Raw genomic sequence first — 19944 nt, 5'->3', positions numbered from 1 at the left:
GGGCGAGTTGTGCCAAGCTGGTCTCCTCATGGCTGGATGATGGGACATGCGCGCTCGGACCGGGGAAGACAAGATTGCCGCCGCATTCCCCCTTGGAATGCGCGGCAGATTTCCTTCCCTCGTTTGCCGACGTGTGACGGCTTGCCGCTGTGCCAACATTCATTTCATCCTTGCAGCAGCGCATATCGCTCAAAACTTGCCCGCGCAACAATTGCTCTGGCGACAAGTTTCATGCATCAAGCTCAGCGGCACTGCATGTTTCCGAATATTTGCGGCGGCAGCGCATCATCCCGCGCATGCATATACTTATGCAACTATCGACTAAGCGGCGGAACGGTGGTTCAACATTGCGTCAAAGTTTTTGTGTCGCGACGCATTCCACGTATCATCCCCGCACCGGCCATTGCTTACATTGCCTAATCAACATCGAACAATATGTCATCCAGCGCCAGCCAGACCAGCAACTCCCCCGCCAGCAATCAGACCGCAGCATCATCGCACAACAAGAGCAGCCTCGCCCGCCTGAGCGGCCTGTTCCCCTTCATGCGGCCTTACAAGAAACAATTCCTGCTGGCCGCACTGGCGCTGATCATCGCCGCCGGCGCCACACTCGCGGTGCCATACGCCTTCAAGCAGATGATCGATCTCGGCTTTGGCGCCGCAGGCGACAAGAACACCTCGCACATCGACCTCTATTTCCTGGCACTGTTCGGCGTTGCCTGCGTGCTCGGTGTGGCAACAGCGGCACGCTTTTATACCGTGTCGTGGCTGGGCGAGCGCGTCACCGCCGATCTGCGCAGCGCGGTCTATGCGCACGTGGTGCTGCAAAGCCCGCAGTTCTTTGAAACCACCAAGACCGGCGAAGTGCTGTCGCGCCTGACCGGCGACACCACGCTGATCCAGACGCTGGTCGGCACCAGCATTTCGATGGCGCTGCGCAATCTTCTCCTGTTCGCCGGCGGCCTGGCGATGCTGTTCATCACCAGCGTCAAGCTGACCTCCATCATCATCGTGATGCTGTGCGCGGTGGTCTTGCCCATCGTGTTTTACGGACGCCGCGTGCGCAAGCTGTCGCGCGCATCACAGGATCGGGTGGCCGATGCGTCGGCCATCGCCGGCGAAATTCTGAACGCCATGCCGACGGTGCAGGCCTTCACCCAGGAAGAGGCTGAAGCGCGCCGCTTCGGCGCTTCGGTGGAGCTGGCCTTCCAGACTGCGATGGAACGCATCCGCGCCCGCTCGGTGCTGACCATGGTGGCGATTCTGCTGATCTTCGGCGCCATCGTTTTCGTCCTGTGGCTGGGCGCGCATGCGGTGGTGCAAGGCAGCATGAGCGGCGGCGAATTGGGACAGTTCATTCTCTACGCCTCGCTGGTAGCCGGTTCGCTGGGCGCCTTGTCGGAAGTGCTGGGCGATGCGCAACGCGCCGCCGGCGCCACAGAACGCCTGCTCGATCTGCTGGAAACCCAATCGCCGGTGCAATCCGTGCTGCTGCCCGAACGTCTGCCGCCGCGCACCGCCAACGGCGCCGCCCTGCAACTGGAACACGTCGGCTTTCACTATCCCTCGCGGCCGGACAGCAATTCACTGAACCATTTCTCGCTGGACGTCCGCCCGGGTGAAACCGTGGCCGTGGTCGGTCCTTCCGGCGCCGGCAAGACCACCCTGTTTCAATTGCTGCTGCGCTTCTACGATCCGCAGCAAGGCAGCATCCGGCTCGACGGCGTCGACATCAGGTTTCTGAGTCTGCACGATCTGCGTCAGGCCATCGGCATCGTGCCGCAAGACACCGTCATCTTTTCCGCCAATGCGATGGAAAACATCCGCTTCGGCCGCCCCGATGCCAGCGATGCCGAAGTGATCGCCGCAGCGCAAATGGCGGCGGCGCACGAGTTCATTGAACGCCTGCCGGAAGGCTATCAATCCTTCCTCGGCGAGCGCGGCGTGCGCCTGTCCGGCGGCCAGCGCCAGCGCATCGCCATCGCCCGTGCGCTGCTCAAGAATCCGCCGCTGCTGCTGCTGGATGAAGCCACCAGCGCGCTCGATGCCGAATCCGAACGACTGGTGCAAAGCGCGCTGGAAGCCGCCATGGTGGGTCGCACCACGCTGGTCATCGCGCACCGCCTGGCCACCGTGCAGCGCGCCGACCGCATCATCGTGCTGGAACACGGCCATGTGGTGGAAACCGGCACCCATGCCGGACTGATCGCGCAGAACGGGCTGTACGCCAGCCTGGCGGCCTTGCAGTTCAATGCAGACTGAAACTCCAGACTGCCTCGCTTGAAAAGACCCACCGCCGTACGCGTGCGCCCAAAATAAAATAGACTGCATGCTTTCCAGATTTGCGGGAGCAAACGATGAGCAGCAAACTTTTTTCACCGCTGAGCCTGCGCGGCCTGACCTTGCCCAATCGCATCGTGGTATCGCCGATGTGCCAGTACTCGGCCAAGGACGGCTTCGTCAACGACTGGCATCTGGTGCATCTGGGCAGCCGCGCCGTCGGCGGCGCCGGGCTGGTGATAGTCGAAGCTGCGGCGGTAGTGGCCGAGGGCCGTATCACCCCGCATGACGTCGGCATCTGGAAAGACGAACACATCGCAGCGCTGCGCCGCATCACCCGCTTCATCGAGCAACAAGGTTCCTTCGCCGGCATCCAGCTGGCGCATGCCGGCCGCAAGGCCAGCGTGCATCGTCCCTGGGATGCCGTACAGGGCAGCATCACCGCAGCCGAAGGCGCCTGGCCCACGGTCGGCCCGTCGGAAGTGGCCTTCGACAGCAACTTCGCCGCGCCGCAAGCCATGAGCATTGCGCAGATCAAGGACGTGGTGCAAGCCTTCGCCGATGCCGCGCAACGCGCACACAAGGCCGGCTTCAAGGTGATCGAATTGCACGGCGCGCACGGCTATCTGATGCATCAGTTCCTCTCCCCTTTCAGCAATCAGCGTCAGGATGAATACGGCGGCTCGGCGGAAAATCGCAGCCGCCTGCTGCTGGAAGTGGTTACAGCGGTACGCGCGGTATGGCCGGCGGAACTGCCGCTGTTCGTACGCCTGTCCGCCACCGAGTGGACCGAAGGCGGCTGGAGCCCGGACGACACGGTCGCGGTGTCGCGCAAGCTGCGCGAACTGGGGGTCGATCTGATCGATGCCTCGACCGGCGGCAATCTGCCCAGCGCAGCTATCCCGACCGGCCCCGGCTACCAGACCGAATTCGCCGCCCGCGTGCGGCAAGAGGCCGGTGTTGCGACCGGCACCGTCGGCATGATCACCGATGCGATTCAGGCCGAGCATGTATTGCGTACCGGCCAGGCCGATCTGGTCTTGCTGGCGCGTGAGCTGTTGCGCGATCCTTACTGGCCGCTGCATGCCGCCGCCGAACTGCGCGCGGAAGTGGCCTGGCCGCCGCAATATCTGCGCGCGGCCTCGAGCAAGACGCCGGCGCGGCCCGAGGTTGACTACGGCGCCAACGCAGACTGAGATTCATGCCGGATACCACTGCGCTGACAGCAACGGCATCCGGCAATCCTTTGCACTTTCTTCAGATACATGAATATTTCTTCTTCTCCGAAACCGACCCGGCTGACGGCGGCCCTGATACTGATTCTGATGCTTACGCTGGGCAGCGGCTTGTCGCCATCGGCGGCGCAGGCACAACAAGCAGCGCCGGCCTCCGGGACCATCGGTGCGCGTCCGCAAGTCAGCGGAGAAATCCGCAAGGTCGATAGCGAATCGGGCAAGCTGACCATCCGCCACGCCGAGATCCCCAATCTGGAGATGCCGAAGATGACCATGGTCTTTCACAGCGCCTCACCCGCCCTGCTGAACGGTCTCAAGGCCGGCGATCAGGTGCGCTTCACGGCCGACCGCGTGGATGGCGTGCTGACCGTGATGACACTGGAGCCGGCTGCGACGCAGTAAGCCGGGTAAATTCCAGCCATCCCTCAATTCAGTAATCCGGACGACAATCTGCCGTCCCCAATCGGCGCTATCATTCCTGCTGCAAGCTGAAGGTTCGTCGCCTTCCGGCTATCAAAAAAACAGAAGGAGACTCCATGAGCGCCGCTCAAGCACATCTGATCGAAACCACGCCGCAAGCCTACGGCTACCCCTTGCTGATCAAGCAACTCTTGCACAGCGCGCTGGCCACCGCGCCCGATCAGGAAATCGTCTACGCCGATCAACGGCGCCACAGCTATGCCGAGTTCGACCGCCGCATCCAGCGTCTGGGCAACATGCTGCGCGGGCTGGGCCTGCAGCCCGGCAATACCGTGGCAGTGATGGATTGGGACAGCCATCGCTATCTGGAATGTTTTTTCGCCGTGCCCATGCTGGGCTGCGTGCTGCAAACCGTCAACGTGCGCCTGTCGCCGGAGCAGATCGCCTACACCCTCAATCATGCGCAGGCCGATGTGCTGCTGGTGAATTCCGACTTCATGCCGGTGCTCAAGCAGATCCGCGGCGAACTGAACACCCTGACGCGCTGCGTGCTGATTACCGACGACGGCACACCGGCGCCGCAAGGCCCCGGTTTCGCCGGTGAGTATGAAGCTCTGCTGAGCCAGGCCGAGCCGGTCTGCAGCTTTCCCGACTTCGATGAAAATGCGCGCGCCACCACTTTCTATACCACCGGCACCACCGGCCTGCCCAAGGGCGTGTATTTCAGCCACCGGCAACTGGTGCTGCACACGCTGTCGGTGACGGCGGGTCTGGCGCTAGCACCCCAGCAGGGCCGCCTGCATCGCGACGATGTCTACATGCCGCTGACGCCGATGTTCCATGTGCACGCCTGGGGCTTGCCCTATGTGGCGACCATGGCCGGGCTGAAACAGGTTTATCCGGGCCGTTATGTGCCGGACACCATCGTCAGGCTGATCGAAACTGAAAAGGTCACCTTCTCGCACTGCGTGCCGACCATACTGCAAATGGTGCTGGGTTGCGAAGCAGCCAAAAGCGCCGATCTGTCAGGCTGGAAGATGATCATCGGCGGCTCCGCCATGACCAGCAGCCTGGCCCAGACCGCACGCGAACGCGGCATCGACGTCTTCACCGGTTACGGCATGTCGGAGACTTGCCCGATTCTCTCGCTGGGACAGGTTCCGACCGCCGATCTCGGCACCGGGCGCGATGTCGCCACCCGCGTCAAGACCGGGCGTCCGCTGCCGCTGGTGGCCTTGCGCACGGTCGACGGCGAGATGCAGGATTGTCCGCGCGACGGCAGCAGCACCGGCGAAGTGGTAGTGCGCGCGCCCTGGCTGACGCAAGGCTATCTGCATCAGCCGCAGGCCTCCGTCGATCTGTGGCAAGGCGGCTGGCTGCACACCCAGGACATCGGCCATATCGACCAGCGCGGTTACCTGCAGGTAACCGACCGCATCAAGGATGTGATCAAGACCGGCGGCGAATGGGTCTCGTCGCTGCAGATCGAAGAGATCATCGCGCGCCATCCGGCGGTGGCGGAAACTGCCGTGATCGGTCTGCAGGACGGCAAATGGGGCGAGCGGCCGCTGGCGCTGGTGGTGCTGAAGGCCGGGCAGGATGGCAAGGTGGACAGCGAAGCGATTCGCCGGCACGTCATGGCAGCGGTGGACAGCGGCCAGATCTCGCGCTACGGCGTGCCCGACAAGGTGGAGTTCGTCAGTGAACTGGCGCGCACCAGCGTCGGCAAGCTCAACAAGAAAGCCATGCGCGAGAGCCGGCAAAGCCGGAGCTGAATGCAGCGCCCGCGCTGAACGTAAAAAAGCCCGCAAACTTCGCGGGCTTTTTTATTCAGATGCGGCGGCAGCTTAGTTGAACACCACCGTCTTATGGCCGTTCAGCAAAATCCTATGCTCGGTGAACCACTTCACCGCACGCGCCAGCACCACCGATTCAATGTCGCGGCCGATGGCGGTCAGCGTTTCCGGGCCCATGGAATGATCCACGCGCTCCACGCCCTGTTCAATGATCGGACCTTCATCCAGATCGCTGGTGACGAAGTGTGCCGTGGCGCCGATCAGCTTCACGCCGCGATCATGGGCCTGGTAATACGGCTTGGCGCCCTTGAAGCTGGGCAGGAAGGAATGATGAATATTGATCGCGCGACCGCGCAGCGCTTCGCACAGCTCCGGCGACAGAATCTGCATGTAACGCGCCAGCACCACCAGATCGATATCGTTGGTGTTGATGATTTCCAGAATCCGCTGCTCCTGCGCGCGCTTGGCGTCAGGCGAAGCGCCGGCAGCCAGCGGCAGGTGATGGAAAGGAATGTTGTAGCTTGCCGCCAGTTGATAGAAGTCTGTGTGATTCGACACGATCGCAGGAATCTCCACCGGCAGCAGACCGCTCTTGTAACGGAACAGCAGATCATTCAGACAGTGACCGATCTTGGACACCATCAGCAACAGGCGCGGCTTCTTGCCCGCATCGTTCAGTTGCCAGTTCATCTGCAGGGAGCCGCCGAGTTCGGCGAAATCGCTGCGCAGCTGTTCATCGCCGACTGCCGTATCTTCCGCCGAGAAATGCACGCGCATGAAAAACAGCTTGGACTGGGCGTCGCCGAACTGCGCCGAGTCGATGATGTTGCAGCCGTGGTCGGCCAAAAAGCCCGACACGCGATGCACGATGCCGCGCTGGTCGAGACAGGACAGAGTAAGAATGTATTCCGGGTGCGTCATATGATTGAACTGAAGATACCTGTCTTGCGCATGGGCCTTGCTCGCGCTTTTCTGTTTCCCCAGCGCTGCCGATGACGACAAGGCCGGCCGGCACGCCGCTGAAGCAGCATGCCAGGCATCACAGATGCAAAGGGAGAAGCGGGGCCCAGGCGCGCAGCGCAACCGGCGGAGTGCCGGAATGCCGACGCAAGACGAAAGGCGCTATTGTCGCATGCCGTGGGCGTGCGCACCAAATCGGGCTACGGCTGAACGGAAGGAAGAAGAAATATTTCCCAATTGAAACATCGAAAGGCGTGCAGACTCAGTTGCTCAGCGATGGCGTCAAATGCATCGCAGTGCGCCATAGTGCGCAGTCGGCATGTCAGCAGCTCAACAGAAACGCTCAACAGCGGCACAGCCGGCTCAGCCATGAGGCCGAACCTGCTCTGCGCAGAACAGAAATTGTCAGCGCTACCCCGCGCCAGGCATCAACCAAGCGCCGCGATAAATCGCGCGCCATATCTACAGAGAATTTCTACTGGCAATTCAAAGCTGTCATCCAGAGAAATCCGCCCGAGCTTCGTACCTGATCATTCAGATGTCCGTCAGGCCGATTTCTGAAACGACTCTTTACTCAGGCTGTCTTCGCGTGCAGCAGTTCTTTCTGCTCCGGCGTACCGCCGACCTGCACATCGCCGGCCAGTTGGCCGCCTTCTTCGATCACCAGTTTGCCGTAGCGGATCTTGCCGGTGACTTTGCCGCTGGAATAGATCACCAGTTTCTGGCGCACGGTCAGATCGCCGTCAAAGTCGCCGCGAATTTCAGCCAGATCGATTTCTGCCGAGCCTTTGAATGCGCCCTTTTCGGCAATCTGAATCACGCGCGAATCCATGGTCGCTTCGACCCGGCCTTCAACGACCAGGGTGTCGCAATCGTTGATCTCCACGCCCTTGAGTTTGATGTTGGGGCCGACGATCAGTTTGCTGCCGGCTTCGGTGGCGCCGGTGTTGACCGACTGCGAGGAAACCGGTGTCGGCTTCTGTACGCTCGATACACCGCCGCTGCCCGGTTGCGTCAAATTACTGCTGGCGCTGAAAGGTGAATTTGGCGAATTGGATTCTCGTTTGCCAAAGAGGGATTCTGAGCGAAGCATGTGATCTCCTGAAAATAAAAGAGCGTGCAAGGGGGAAGGCACGTATAAAACATGGTCATGCGCATTTGAATCAGTTGAACACTTTTTCGTGAGGACGAAAATTCAGATGCACATCACCTCGGTGAGAGGTCTGCGTAAAAGTCTGCATCGGGGTAATGCAGGCCAGGCAAGAACCTCAGCGATTCGGCAGGTCGTGATTTAGAAAGTTCACGAGAATTTTGTAACAGCGAAGGCCTATTATTTTTCTGTTGCGACGGCTTCGCCACGCGTCTTCCACGAGAATTTTTTATATCAAAATTCTGCATCGGAAAACTTCTTCATCACCACCAGAAAATCACACTCATCGCAGGGGCGATGCTGATTCTCGGCGGTATTTTTCACACGGCATTCATGCTGCGCAAAAATCAAAAACTGCAGTCAAGAATATAGAAGTCGATTCAATTTTCGTACTGAAAAAATGTAACAGTAAGCGGCGACCTGCACTCTTATTTGATACCGAAAAACCGAGCGGCCGCGCCTGCCGGCAGCATGCAGATTTCAAGCGATGCTCATGAGCGCTATAAGGCATGGCGTCATCGGATTTCATCGCAGCGCGATGCGATGAAAGAAAAAATCGCCGGCCCTGCATCTGCTCACAAGCGCACGCCGACATCGCTTGACTAGTGCCGAGTTGGCGCCGACGTATTCAGCACTCAATCTGCGGCGCGCGCGACATGTGACCGCGTGTAAGCGTTGAAAATGAATGTCAGCAGCGCTGCATGAAAATCCGTTCTATGATTCACTTCAGATCAGACCTGCATTCGTCCCTCATCCGTTTTGCTATCCCTTACGACCATGAGCGCTTTTCAAGAACCGCACACACCTCAGCCACAGCAAGAATTGTCGAACACCGATCCGCTGGACTCGTTCGGCACCAATATCTTTCCGGCAGAAGACACGCCCAAGGCGGCCCGCCTGCTGGCGACACTGCTGGCGGTGATCGGCTGGTTCGCTTTTGCGGCGCAGACCGACATCACGGTCAATCGATTGCTGGTCAACGGTCACGGCATACTCGACGGCCTGGAACGGCTGAGCAGCTATCTGACCAATCTCACCATGCTGATGGGCGCACTGTGCTTCACCTCGCTGGCACTGCGGCTGGATACGCCGATCAGCCGCTTCTTTCGCCAGGCCTCGGTGGTATCGGCGGTAGTTGCCTATCTGGCCTTCGTCGGCATCGCCTACAACCTGCTGTTGCGTCAGTTGTGGCAACCGACCGGTTTTCGCGCACTGGTCAATGAAAGCCTGCACACCATCATTCCCTTGCTGGCGATGGTGTACTGGATCTTCTTCGTGCCGGTGTTCAAGACCTCGCTGAAGAAATCGATGCTGTGGCTGATCTATCCGCTGGGCTATCTGTTCATCACACTATGGCGCGGCTCCATGTCCGGCTTTTATCCCTACCCGTTCATCAACGTCAACACGCTGGGCTACCCGCGCGTGCTGCTGAATTCTAGTCTCTTGTTTGCCGGTTTCATAGGACTGATGGCCCTTTTCATCACGATAAATCATGCCGGCAAGCCGGCATTTTTACGCCGCTGATTTTTTGTCGCCGCAGGGCGACAGAGCGGCGTCGCCGGACGACGACAACCCGCTCCCCAACCCGAAATCAGGATAGTGCACACGCATCGTGAAAAATTTTCCGATGCGTTTTTTCATGCGCGCGAACATCGACAATGAGAAGAGCAGAAAAGCAGCGACCGTCGATCAAAGGCTGAGGCCAGAATCGGCAATGCGCATAGACAGGATGATCCGCCTGCAAAAACTGAGGGCGAAAAGGAAAAGAAAAAAGAGAGTGACGGCAATTTCAGGACGAGAAAATCCTCTACCGCCAGGCGTCTGGCTTGCAGTAGTGGTTTTGTAGTGGTCAGACTGCTCAGCTTGATGCTGAGCATATGGCGATATCAAACGATAGGTTCGCTGATCGCCAGCAAAAAGACGAAGGCCATGTAGACGGTCACGGCGCCGGCAACGATGGTGTACTGCAAAGTCCTGATAAGCACGATATCCCCTTGGTGCGAAAAGAACTTGCCTTCAGTGAAAAATGCCTATGCAAGTAAGGCCTCATTTTAGCGCAATAGCAGTACGGGCGGGGCTTTCCGGGGACTTATAAAACAGTAAATATATGCAAATCATCTATATCCCTCATGTAATGGCATGTATCACTCTGCATCAAATACCAGGGAGATGATCAGAAGAAATTGCTGCGCACCGCTTCTGAGAAATCCTGCCTGCATACTTTGCCGTCGCGCTTCCGGGCATCTGCGCAAATAATGATCTGAGACAAAGCCGCATCAAATTGCAGCGCAATTGAGCGCGCCATGCTTTTCTTTACGTCGTGGCCTGGCCTATACTTGGCAAGCAATTTTCCTTCGAGCAACAAGACTTAATTCAAACCCAAGGCTCTCGCTTCGGCGATCCCAGGCTGCAGGCACAGAGACAGTGCTGTTGGCGCCGGGAAAAAACCATCGCTGCAAACAGATTTCGGCATCCCTTATCCGCCTCATTGCATCGTCTCATTACATCGTCTGATCGCATCGCTTGATTGACATAGGCAGCATGCCGCATCGCTCTACCAACAGCGGCAAACATCATTTGCACGCGTCCGCAATTGAAACAGATTCAATCTACTCAGCAGAAAGGTGGCCCTCATGGATTGGTTGCATGAGCTGTTCAAGAAGTCTCCCGAAATCGCATTATTCGCCTCCCTCGCCCTCGGCTATTACGTCGGCAAGATCAAGTTCGGCAAATTCCAGCTTGGCGGCGTTGCCGGCTCACTCTTGGTGGCGGTGGCGGTCAGCCAGGTCGGCGTCAGTATCGATCCAGGTGTGAAGTCGATTCTGTTTGCGCTCTTCATCTATGCCGTCGGCTATGAAAGCGGGCCGCAGTTCTTCAACTCGCTGGGCCGGCAGTCGCTCAAGGAAATTGCGCTGGCGGCGATTCTTGCCCTTTCCGGTCTGGCCACGGTGGTGCTGATGGCCAAGCTGTTTGCACTCGACAAGGGGCTGGCAGCGGGCGTGGCGGCCGGCGGCCTGACGCAGTCGGCCATCATCGGCACCGCCAGCGACGCCATCGCCAAGCTCGGCCTTTCGGCGCAAGAGGTGGCGCGGCTACAGGGCAATGTCACGGTGGGCTATGCGGTGACCTACGTGTTCGGCTCGTTCGGCGCCATCATCGTGTGCGTCAACATCCTGCCGAAACTGATGGGCCGCGGTATCCGTGAAGATGCCGTGCGCGCCGAAACCGCCTTGCAGGCCGGCGTGCAAGTGCTGCGTCCGGGCGAGCAACTGGCGGCGCCCGATCTGGTCGGACGCATCCATCGCATCTCCGAGGGCCGGGCGCAAAGCGTGGCCGCGATCGAGAATGCGGATCCCGCCGTCACGATCACGGTGGAGCGCGTCAAGCGCGACCACAAGCTGATCGAAGTCACGCCGGAACTGCAGCTGGAAGCCGGCGACGTCGTTCTGCTGGTCGGCCGCCGCGCCGCCATGATCAGCGCCAGCGCGTCGCTGGGGCCGGAACTGTACGGCGTGGAAGGCATGGAACTGACCATGCAATACCGCGACGTGGTGCTGAACGCCAAACAATTCAACAACAAGACGGTTGCCGTGATTCGCGACGAAACCGCCGGCGGCGTGCGGCACGGCATTTACGTGGTGCAGATCACGCGCATGGGCAATGCCCTGGCCATGCAGCCTGAGACGGTGGTGCAGATCGGCGATGTCATCACCATGTACGGCTCGGAGCAGGATCTGAAACGCGTGTCGGCCATCGTGGGCCAGACCATCTTGCCGGGCACCAAGACCGATTTCGTCTATCTCGGCGCCGGTCTGGTGGTGGGGCTGGTGGTCGGCCTCGGCGTGCTCAGGCTCGGTTCGATTCCCCTGACGCTGGGCAGCGGCGGCGGCGCACTGCTGTCCGGGCTGCTGTTCGGCTGGCTGCGTGCACGCCGGCAATCTTTCGGCGAGATGCCGCCGGCGGCAGTGCAGGTTCTCAAGGATCTCGGTCTGGCCGGCTTTGTGGTGGTGGTCGGTCTGTCGTCCGGACTGCAGGCGGTGCAAACCGTGCGTGAGCATGGTCTGACCCTGTTTGGCGTAGGCGTGGTGGTGACCATCCTGCCGCTGCTGCTGACCATGCTGATCGGCCGCTACGTGCTGCGTTATGAGAACACGGCGGTGTTTGCCGGCGCGCTGAGCGGCTCGCGCAGCGCCAACCCGGCCTTCGGCGAAGTGCTCGACAAGGCCGAAAATTCGATTCCGACCGTGCCGTTTGCGATCACCTATGCGCTGGCCAATGTGTTTCTGACGCTGCTGGGCCCCTTGATCGTGGCGCTGGTCTAGCCGGCGCCACGAATAAGCGAAGGATAAGCACGGCACAAGCAAGGTACACGCGCAGCCCGCATTCAGCGCTGCGCCAGGTTTTCCCTTAAGGGTTTCCCGACTGATGCACCCACTACAAAATCAACAGTCGTTTTCGACAAGGAGCAATACATGGACTTCAGCAATCCCGACAAAATGGCTCTCCTGAGCCCCTTCGAATTGAAGGATGCACTGATCAAGACGGCCATCGACAGCAATCGCATGATGCTCAATGCCGGCCGCGGCAATCCGAATTTTCTGGCGACGGTACCGCGCCACGGCTTCTTCCAGTTTGGTCTGTTCGCCATGAGCGAAGCCGAACGCTCCTACGTCTACATGGATGGCGTGGGCGGCATTCCCAAGCGCGAAGGCATTGAGGCGCGCTTTGAGATTTTCGTCAGGAACCATGCCGGCGTCGCCGGCGTGCGCTTCATCGAAGCGGCCGTATCCTACGTGCGCGATCAGCTCGGTTATTCGGCCGGCGACTTCATCTTTGAAATGTGTGAAGCGATTCTGGGCTGCAACTATCCGGTGCCAGACCGCATGCTCAGCCTGAGCGAAAAGATCGTCGGCCAGTATATCCACCGCGAGATGATAGGCACCCATCCCTTCGTCGGCAAATTCGACATGTACGCAGTCGAAGGCGGTACTGCCGCCATGACTTATCTGTTCTCCAGCCTGAAATCGAATCATCTGATCAAGGACGGCGATACGATCGCGCTGGGCATGCCGATCTTCACGCCTTATATAGAGATCCCGCTGCTGAGCGACTACAACCTGGTCGAGCTGATGATCGATGCGCCGCCGGAAAACAACTGGCAGTTCACCAGGAAGGAGCTGGACAAGCTGCTCGACCCCAAGGTCAAGGCCTTCTTCCTGGTCAACCCGAGCAACCCGCCCTCAGTCAAGATCAACGACGAGACGCTGGCCTACATCGCCGAAATCGTCAAGCAGCGGCCGGACCTGATCATCCTGACCGACGACGTCTACGCCACCTTCGCCGACAACTTCGTCTCGCTGTTCGCGCTCTGCCCGTACAACACTATCCTGGTGTATTCCTTCTCCAAGTATTTCGGCGCCACCGGCTGGCGCATGGGCGTGGTCGCCACGCACGAAAACAATATCCTCGACGACAAGATCGCCAACTTGCCGGAGCCGCTGCGCAAACAGCTGGATGCGCGCTATCACTCGATCACCACCGAACCGCGCCAGCTGAAGTTCATCGACCGCCTGGTGGCCGACAGCCGCACCGTGGCGCTCAATCACACCGCCGGGCTGTCGACGCCGGTGCAGGCGCAGATGACGCTGTTCTCGCTGTTCGCGCTGCTGGACGAGCATGATTCCTACAAGGCGTCGATGAAGCGCATCGTTCTGCGCCGCAAGGAAGCGCTGTACCGAGAACTAGGCGTGCCGATGCCCTACGATCCGAACTCGGTGCGCTATTACCATCTGCTCGATCTGGAAACCCTGTCGGCACAGATGCACGGCAAGGACTTCTCGCAATGGCTGCTCAAGCGGCTCAAGCCGAATGAAGCGCTGTTCCGGCTGGCGCAGGACACCGGCATCATCCTGCTGCCGGGCAAGGGTTTCGGCACGGCGCATCCTTCCGGCCGCGTCTCGCTCGCCAATCTGAACGAATACGACTATGCCAATATCGGCCGCTCGATCCGCACCATGGCGTCGGAGTTCTATGAAATCTATGTGCAGGAAAAGGGCGGCAAGAAAAAATCCGAAAAGACCGAGAAAATCGCCAAGCTGAGCGCGCCCAAGCCCAAGGCTGCGGGCAAGAAGAAAGCCAAATAATCTGATCTCATCAGAGTCCGTCTCGCACTTCGACGGCCATTAACACTGCCTCTCCTCATCTTCAGCATGAGGCGAGGCAGTTCTTCTTCAGCGCCGGCTTACGCCAACATCCTCAGGAACGCGCCACCGTCCCGCCGCGCAAGAACCAGAACACGGCAAGTGCCGAGGCGATGGTCAGCAGTGCCAGACCTTCGCTCAGGCTACGAAAGGCGCCCTGGTACACCTGCTGCAATTGAAGCGCCGACCATCCCTGCGACAGCGCATTACTCATGTCGCCTATCGCCAGACCTTGCGCCGCCGGCGCCATGCCGGAAGCGGTCTGAAGATGCAATGCGGCCGGCGGCAAGCTCGCCGCGATCAGATAAGACAGCGCCGCGCTGACCAGCGCCAGCGACACGCCCTCGCCCGCCACGCGGATGGTGCTGAAGATGCCGCTGGCCATGCCGGCCTGCTCGCGCGGCACTACGCTGACCGACAAACCATCCATCAGGCCCCAGGGCAAACCGGCGCCGATCCCGGTCAGCAGCATGGGCGGCAGAATGGCTGCGGCAGAAGCGCCCACCTCCACCTGCCCCAGCCACAACAGACCGACCCCGGCGACCAGCAAGCCGACACCGGAAATCAGGCCCGCCGGCAAACGCCCGCTGAGCCAGACCGCGACCGCCGGCATCACCAGAATCGGCGCCGACAAGGCGATCATCAGCACGCCGGCCGCCATCGGTGAACGCCCTTCTATGCCGATGAAACGGATCGGCAGCAAGACCAGCAGCACCACGAAACAGAAACAGGTTGCCACCGGCAGCAACTGCACGCCGACGAAAGCGGGGAAGCGAAACAGGCGCAAATCCAGCATGGGCTCGGCTATCCTGCGTTCGATGGCGATGAACAGAGACAGACTCAGCAAGGCCGCCGCCAGCAAAGCCAAAGTGACGGGAGCAGACCAGCCGCGCGCGGGCGCTTCCAGCAAACCGGTGGTGAGCAAGGCCAGCATCGCAGTGAAGCTGAGGATGCCGCCCCAGTCCACGCGCGAGGCTTGCGGATTGACGGTTTCGCGCAGGTAGCGCAAGCCCAGCAGCAGCGAGGCAAGACCGAACAGCAGCGGCACGCAGAACACCGCGCGCCAGCCGAAGCGGTCGATCAATACACCAGAACTCAAGGGACCGAACGCCAGACCGATGCCGAACACCGTACCCATCAGGCTGAACACGCGGGTGCGTGCATGGCCTTCGAATTCCTGCGCCAGCGCGGCCGAGCCGCCGGCCAACGCGGCAGCAGCGGCCAGCCCTTGCACCGCGCGCAAGACATTCAGTGCAATCAGGCCCGGCGCCAGCGCAATCAGCAGCGTGAGCAAGGTGAAACCGGCGATGCCGCAAATGAAGATGCGCTTGCGGCCATAGCGGTCGGCCAGCGTACCGGCCGCCATCAGACAGCTGCCGAAGGTGAGCATGAAGGCATTGGTGATCCAGTTGAGCGCCAGCGGGCTGCCATTAAAGTAGGCGCCGATGGCCGGCGTGGCGAGTGCGCCGCCGGAAAAGCTGAGCGGCAACACCAGCGCGGCGAGGCAGACCGCGGCAACGATGGCGGCAGGCGAACGGCGCACGCTCGCTGAAGGTGGCGACGACGGTATTTCGGAACAGGGCAAAGCGGGTGATTCGGTCGTCATGAAGGCATCCTGAGCTAATGGGGATGGCCGATTATAATTAGAGCGAAATTTTCAATAAATGCTGATCAATTCCGCAGATTACGGATTATTTCACCGCAATCTATCGTCCGACTTCCCCCCCCCCGACCCAAGCCTTCCATGGAAAATCTGAGCGGCATTCTGTCCTTCGTCCACACCGCCGAGGCCCTGAGCTTCGTCGGCGCCTCGCGTCGTTTGGGGCTGACCGCCTCGGCAGTCGGCAAGAACGTGGCCGGGCTGGAGCAGCAACTGGGCGTGCGTCTGCTCAACCGCAGCACGCGGCGCGTCAGCCTGACCGACGACGGCGAGATTTTCTACGAGCGTTGCCGCCGGATTCTGGACGATCTGCGCGAGGCGGAGGAATTGATGTCGCGCGCCCATGCCGCGCCACGCGGCAAGCTGCTGATCAGTCTGCCCATCATCGGCTATCGCTTTCTGCTGCCCTGCCTGTCGGCGTTTACCGAGCGCTATCCCGAAGTCGAGCTCGATCTGGATTTCAACGATCGCATCGTTGACGTGATCGCCGACGGTTACGACGCCGTGATCCGCAGCGGCAAGTTGCCCGATTCGGAGCTGACCGGCAAGCTGCTCGGCCCTTTCCGCTTTGTGCTGGCGGCATCGCCGGCCTATCTTCAACGACGCGGCATACCGCTGCAGCCGGCCGATCTGGCGCAGCATGCCTGTCTGCGTTTCCGCTTTCCCGGCACGCGCAAATTCCAGCAATGGATATTCAAGGATCTGCCCGAGGATTTCTTCGTGCGGCTGCCGGTCGCGCTCACCTGCAACAACATGGAAGCCCTGCGCGGCGCCGCCATCAACGGACTCGGGCTGGCCTACATGCCCGACTTTCTGGTGCACGAAGATTTGCGCAGCGGCGCACTGCACAGCGTGCTGGCCGGGCACCTCGATGCGGAAGGACAATTCTCCGTGCTATGGCCGTCGAAGAAACACATGTCGCCCAAGCTGCGCGCCTTCATCGAATTCATCTCGGCGCATTTGTTCAGCGGCTATCTGCCAGCTTCTGAGGGCGCCCCACCGCGCAGTGCCGCCGTACCTGCATCAGGAAAGAAAGCCGCGAGAGTGCGTCAGAAGCGATAACGCATGGACAGATTGACCTGAGTCTTGGCCACCGGATCGATCAGCAAACCGGCCGTGCTGCCCACCGCCACTTCGCTGCTGTACTGATGCGGTTGCAGCACCAGCGCAGCGGTCCAGTCGAACTTACCGGTGCTGTAAGTGGTGCGCAGGTCGTAGCGCGAATACGGCCGCGAATAATTCTTCACCAGCGGCGTGCCCGAAAAGTAAGGTACGCCGGAGATGAAGAAAGCATCGGCATTGAACAGCAGCTTGCCGGCCGCGAACGGCGTGGCATAGGCGGCGCCGGCTTTCCAGGTATCGCGCGGCACCGACAATTCGCTGGCGGTGCCGGCTGCCGCGCTATTGATTCTGGCGCGGATGATGCGGCCAAAGCTGCCATAGATGCTGAAGTCGGGCGTGAAGTCGTAACTGCTTTCCAGCTCCCAGCCATCGCGTGTGGTGTTGCCGACCGGCCCGAAGACATTGGGCGCGATCTGCGCGATTTCGTTGTCGTTGACGGTGTGGTAGCTGGCCGCCGACATGCGCCATTTTTGCGTCGCCCGCAGATTGAAACCAAAGTCGTAGGACGTGACCTTGGATGGCTTCAGATCGGGAAAAGAGGTGCCGCCGCTCACACCCAGTGGCCCCAGCGATCCGCTCGGGCTGAGTTCGCTCTGTGCCGGCGAGCGAAAACCGCTGCCGCTGTTGGCAAACAGATCGAGCGCATTCAGCGGCGACCACACCACGCCGAATTTGGGCGTCGCCACCGACTGCTTGTAGCTCAGCGAAGCGCCCGTCAACTTGCGGTTGTCGATGTCGTAATCAAAACTGTCGAGCCGTAGTCCGGCCAGCAATTTGAGGCTGGAAAATGGTTTGTACTGGCCTTGCGCAAACAGGCCGTAGGTCAGCAGATCGAGATCCTGATACAGGCTGTAGTTATTGCCGGGCACGCCATTCGGCCAGTTCTGGTTGATCGCGGTGCCGACGTCGCGCCGGATGTCGGCACCGAAGGAGAGCGCCGCCTGCTCGCCGAACAGCATGTCGTAGACGCCGCGTGCGCCCATGATGCGGCGATCATCCTGCAGCAGGTTGATGGCCGTGGCGCCGGCGCCCAGCGCACGACGGCGCTGATAGTCTTCAAAATAGGCCGAGGCGTGCAAGCCTTCGGCGCCGCTGGCCGGGCCGCGCGTGAGCACCAGACTGCTGCGTTCGGCGTCGCCCCACAAGGCCGGTGCAGAAGTATCGCGCTGGGTGTCGCTGACCTTGCCGCTGCGCAGATCGTTGAAATTGAGGAAGCCCGGCGCGTTCCAGTCCGCCTTCTGATGCGCCAGACGCAGGCTCCACAAGGCGTCGCCATAGATCATCGATTCCTTGATGAAGATGCTGCCGCGACGGCCGTTGTTGTTGTCGCGAAAGCCGCTGGTCTCGTACCAGTCAGCCACTACCAGCGATTGCAAGGGGCCGGACTTGCCCGAGATGACGGCGTTGAGACGGCGCGTACCCTGGCTGCCGATGCTGACGCCCACGCTGTTCTCGGCAGCGTTGCGCGTCACGATATTGACCGCGCCGGATCGGTTCTGGTCGCCATACAAAGCGGAGAACGGCCCCTTGATGACTTCGATGCTGTCTATCATGTCCGGCGTCAGCCAGGACATGTCGTTCATGCCGTGATTGATGGCAGAGGAAGGAATATTCTGCGGCACGCCATCGATGTACACCGCGGTATCGGCGCCGTGCGACGCGGTCAGAAAACCGCGCATCTTGATGGCGTTGCCGATGTCGCCCTGATCAATGGTATGCGCCATGATCCCCGGCACGCGCCGCAGCAGATCGCTGATGTCGCGGCCGACGTTGGTGCGCTCTATTTCACTGCGCTCGATCACGGTGACGCTGGTCGGCAGGCCGCTGCTGTCCAGACTGACATCCGACTTCGGAATGTTTTTGGCGGTGTTTTTTTCCGGTGAGACCGAGATGGTCGGCAAGGCATTTTCAGCCGTCTGCTGTGCGCTTGCATCGACGCCTGGCGCCAACGCCAGAATACCGAGCGCGCAGCGCCAATCCACACGCCATCCCCGGCGCTTCAATGTCTTGCCCATGACTACCCCTGTATTAACGATTGATTATTTTTTGTGACGCGCGTCTTGTGCTCGTGCGAACCGACGCTGCATGCGGACTCCGGACTTCGGAGACCGGAGTCCGCATTGTCGAATATCTGATTGACTGAATTGCTGCGCTTAATCCGCGTGTTCGTGCTCGTGGTAATCCGGCACAAAGGTGGCCGGCCCTTTCGGCTGCACCACGGTCAGTCCAAGGCGATGGCGGATGCGCTCAAAATGCTGGCCCTGAAATTCACCGCTGGCATTTTCGAAATAGGTGGCCTCGATCACATAGTTGCCGCGCCACGGCGTGCTGAGCTGCACCAGTCCGGCGGCATCGGTCTTGAGTTCGGAAGTCCAGCCGTTGGGCGCAATCAGTTTGGCCTTGAAGGCAGGCAAAGGCTGGCCATTGAAACTCACGCGCAGCTGCCCGGGAACACCGGTAGGCACGGCGTCCAGCGCCAGCACTGCTGGAAAGACCTTGTCGATCTGCACATGCCGCACATAGAAATTCAGTTTCAGAATACCCAGTTTGTAGGCCGACAAATCCTTGACCGGCACCGCCAGATCCGATCCGATCAGACTGGCCGTCGCCGGAATCGGCTTGCCGGCGGCGAACGCCAGCGTGCCTTTGCGTGCAACGCGCTCCTCGCTTGTCACCTGCCCCTTTTCCATGCGCTGCACCTGCAGCGTCAGGCTGGTGAAATCATCCAGTTTGCCCGGCGACTTTTCACGAATGTTCTCGTCAACGCCGCCAAAGTAAATTGCATTCCCCTGCCGGGTATTTTCAGACCAGAGATAGTGCGCGCTGGCCGGCAAGGAAACTGCAGCCGCCACGGCAGCAAGGGTGAAGGCAAAGACGGAAGGAATAATTTTCATGGGCAAAGCCGGAAGGAAACAATGGATGGCGCTGCAAGCCGGCGACAGAATCGCACGCACAATTGCAACCTAGTTGCGAATTATGATTTAAACGCAACTAAGTTGCAACTAAAATAAAAAGAGGAATCCAATCCGGCCTGAGCCGCTCATGCAAGCAGGTCTCTCAGAAGGAAGGAAGGAAGGAAGGAAGGAAGGAAGGAAGGAAGGAAGGAAGGAAGGAAGGAAGG

At 60.2% G+C, this 19944-nt stretch carries 14 protein-coding genes; 8 read left to right on the top strand and 6 right to left on the bottom strand.

Going from position 1 to position 19944, the window contains the following annotated elements:
• Positions 1-435 precede the first annotated feature (435 nt).
• The 4 genes from PQR62_RS03170 (at position 436) to PQR62_RS03155 (ending at position 5710) form a co-directional block, all read left to right on the top strand.
• Complete coding sequence (locus PQR62_RS03170) at positions 436-2262, top strand: ABC transporter transmembrane domain-containing protein (RefSeq protein ID WP_408154741.1); 1827 nt, start codon at positions 436-438, stop codon at positions 2260-2262.
• 95 nt (positions 2263-2357) lie between these two features.
• Complete coding sequence (locus PQR62_RS03165; RefSeq protein WP_408154739.1) at positions 2358-3476, top strand: NADH:flavin oxidoreductase/NADH oxidase; 1119 nt, start codon at positions 2358-2360, stop codon at positions 3474-3476.
• A gap of 69 nt (positions 3477-3545) precedes the next feature.
• Positions 3546-3917, top strand: coding sequence for a copper-binding protein (locus PQR62_RS03160; protein ID WP_408154737.1), 372 nt, complete (start codon positions 3546-3548; stop codon positions 3915-3917).
• A 134-nt stretch (positions 3918-4051) separates the two neighbouring features.
• Positions 4052-5710 (top strand): fatty acid--CoA ligase, encoded by a 1659-nt coding sequence (locus PQR62_RS03155; RefSeq protein WP_408154735.1) that lies wholly within the window; start codon positions 4052-4054, stop codon positions 5708-5710.
• Between the two features lie 72 nt (positions 5711-5782).
• Here PQR62_RS03155 and purU read toward each other — a convergent pair whose 3' ends face one another.
• Entirely contained in the window at positions 5783-6652 is an 870-nt protein-coding gene (purU, locus tag PQR62_RS03150; protein WP_408154733.1) for a formyltetrahydrofolate deformylase, read from the bottom strand.
• A gap of 613 nt (positions 6653-7265) precedes the next feature.
• Complete coding sequence (locus PQR62_RS03145; RefSeq protein ID WP_408154731.1) at positions 7266-7784, bottom strand: bactofilin family protein; 519 nt, start codon at positions 7782-7784, stop codon at positions 7266-7268.
• A gap of 834 nt (positions 7785-8618) precedes the next feature.
• On the opposite strand from PQR62_RS03145, the gene PQR62_RS03140 reads away from it, so the two are divergent.
• Entirely contained in the window at positions 8619-9365 is a 747-nt protein-coding gene (locus tag PQR62_RS03140) for a Pr6Pr family membrane protein (protein ID WP_408154729.1), read from the top strand.
• A 649-nt stretch (positions 9366-10014) separates the two neighbouring features.
• On the opposite strand, the gene PQR62_RS03135 is transcribed toward PQR62_RS03140, so the two are convergent.
• Positions 10015-10206 (bottom strand): hypothetical protein, encoded by a 192-nt coding sequence (locus PQR62_RS03135; protein WP_408154727.1) that lies wholly within the window; start codon positions 10204-10206, stop codon positions 10015-10017.
• Positions 10207-10474: 268 nt separating this feature from the next.
• Between PQR62_RS03135 and aspT the strand changes: the two genes are divergently transcribed.
• Positions 10475-12163 (top strand): aspartate-alanine antiporter, encoded by a 1689-nt coding sequence (gene aspT, locus PQR62_RS03130; protein ID WP_408154725.1) that lies wholly within the window; start codon positions 10475-10477, stop codon positions 12161-12163.
• A gap of 150 nt (positions 12164-12313) precedes the next feature.
• Complete coding sequence (locus PQR62_RS03125; protein WP_408154723.1) at positions 12314-13984, top strand: bifunctional aspartate transaminase/aspartate 4-decarboxylase; 1671 nt, start codon at positions 12314-12316, stop codon at positions 13982-13984.
• Between the two features lie 112 nt (positions 13985-14096).
• Here the strand turns inward: PQR62_RS03125 and PQR62_RS03120 are convergent, their stop codons facing one another.
• Positions 14097-15647 carry an MFS transporter gene (locus tag PQR62_RS03120; protein WP_408154721.1) on the bottom strand — a complete coding sequence of 517 codons (1551 nt, stop codon included), beginning with the start codon at positions 15645-15647 and terminating at the stop codon, positions 14097-14099.
• A 138-nt stretch (positions 15648-15785) separates the two neighbouring features.
• Here PQR62_RS03120 and PQR62_RS03115 point away from each other — a divergent pair, with 138 nt between their 5' ends.
• Entirely contained in the window at positions 15786-16763 is a 978-nt protein-coding gene (locus PQR62_RS03115) for a LysR family transcriptional regulator (protein ID WP_408154719.1), read from the top strand.
• On the opposite strand, the gene PQR62_RS03110 is transcribed toward PQR62_RS03115, so the two are convergent.
• Entirely contained in the window at positions 16751-18838 is a 2088-nt protein-coding gene (locus PQR62_RS03110; RefSeq protein ID WP_408154717.1) for a TonB-dependent receptor, read from the bottom strand. The genes PQR62_RS03115 and PQR62_RS03110 overlap by 13 nt on opposite strands.
• A gap of 138 nt (positions 18839-18976) precedes the next feature.
• Positions 18977-19717 carry a hypothetical protein gene (locus tag PQR62_RS03105; RefSeq protein ID WP_408154715.1) on the bottom strand — a complete coding sequence of 247 codons (741 nt, stop codon included), beginning with the start codon at positions 19715-19717 and terminating at the stop codon, positions 18977-18979.
• Between the last annotated feature and the right edge of the window lie 227 nt (positions 19718-19944).

The organism is Herbaspirillum lusitanum, from assembly GCF_046025995.1.
GTDB classification, from domain to species: Bacteria; Pseudomonadota; Gammaproteobacteria; order Burkholderiales; family Burkholderiaceae_D; genus Herbaspirillum; species Herbaspirillum lusitanum_A.
The sequence above is the reverse complement of the archived record's forward strand: the minus strand, read 5'-3'. Positions and strand labels throughout refer to the sequence as shown.

What these genes read in the sequence shown, in the direction of transcription:
- PQR62_RS03165 (WP_408154739.1), top strand. Translation starts at nt 2,358, where the DNA reads ATGAGCAGCAAACTTTTTTCACCGCTGAGCCTGCGCGGCCTGACCTTG.
- PQR62_RS03145 (WP_408154731.1), bottom strand. Translation starts at nt 7,784, where the DNA reads ATGCTTCGCTCAGAATCCCTCTTTGGCAAACGAGAATCCAATTCGCCA.
- PQR62_RS03160 (WP_408154737.1), top strand. Translation starts at nt 3,546, where the DNA reads ATGAATATTTCTTCTTCTCCGAAACCGACCCGGCTGACGGCGGCCCTG.
- PQR62_RS03125 (WP_408154723.1), top strand. Translation starts at nt 12,314, where the DNA reads ATGGACTTCAGCAATCCCGACAAAATGGCTCTCCTGAGCCCCTTCGAA.
- purU (WP_408154733.1), bottom strand. Translation starts at nt 6,652, where the DNA reads ATGACGCACCCGGAATACATTCTTACTCTGTCCTGTCTCGACCAGCGC.
- PQR62_RS03140 (WP_408154729.1), top strand. Translation starts at nt 8,619, where the DNA reads ATGAGCGCTTTTCAAGAACCGCACACACCTCAGCCACAGCAAGAATTG.
- PQR62_RS03105 (WP_408154715.1), bottom strand. Translation starts at nt 19,717, where the DNA reads ATGAAAATTATTCCTTCCGTCTTTGCCTTCACCCTTGCTGCCGTGGCG.
- PQR62_RS03115 (WP_408154719.1), top strand. Translation starts at nt 15,786, where the DNA reads ATGGAAAATCTGAGCGGCATTCTGTCCTTCGTCCACACCGCCGAGGCC.
- aspT (WP_408154725.1), top strand. Translation starts at nt 10,475, where the DNA reads ATGGATTGGTTGCATGAGCTGTTCAAGAAGTCTCCCGAAATCGCATTA.
- PQR62_RS03120 (WP_408154721.1), bottom strand. Translation starts at nt 15,647, where the DNA reads ATGACGACCGAATCACCCGCTTTGCCCTGTTCCGAAATACCGTCGTCG.
- PQR62_RS03110 (WP_408154717.1), bottom strand. Translation starts at nt 18,838, where the DNA reads ATGGGCAAGACATTGAAGCGCCGGGGATGGCGTGTGGATTGGCGCTGC.
- PQR62_RS03155 (WP_408154735.1), top strand. Translation starts at nt 4,052, where the DNA reads ATGAGCGCCGCTCAAGCACATCTGATCGAAACCACGCCGCAAGCCTAC.
- PQR62_RS03170 (WP_408154741.1), top strand. Translation starts at nt 436, where the DNA reads ATGTCATCCAGCGCCAGCCAGACCAGCAACTCCCCCGCCAGCAATCAG.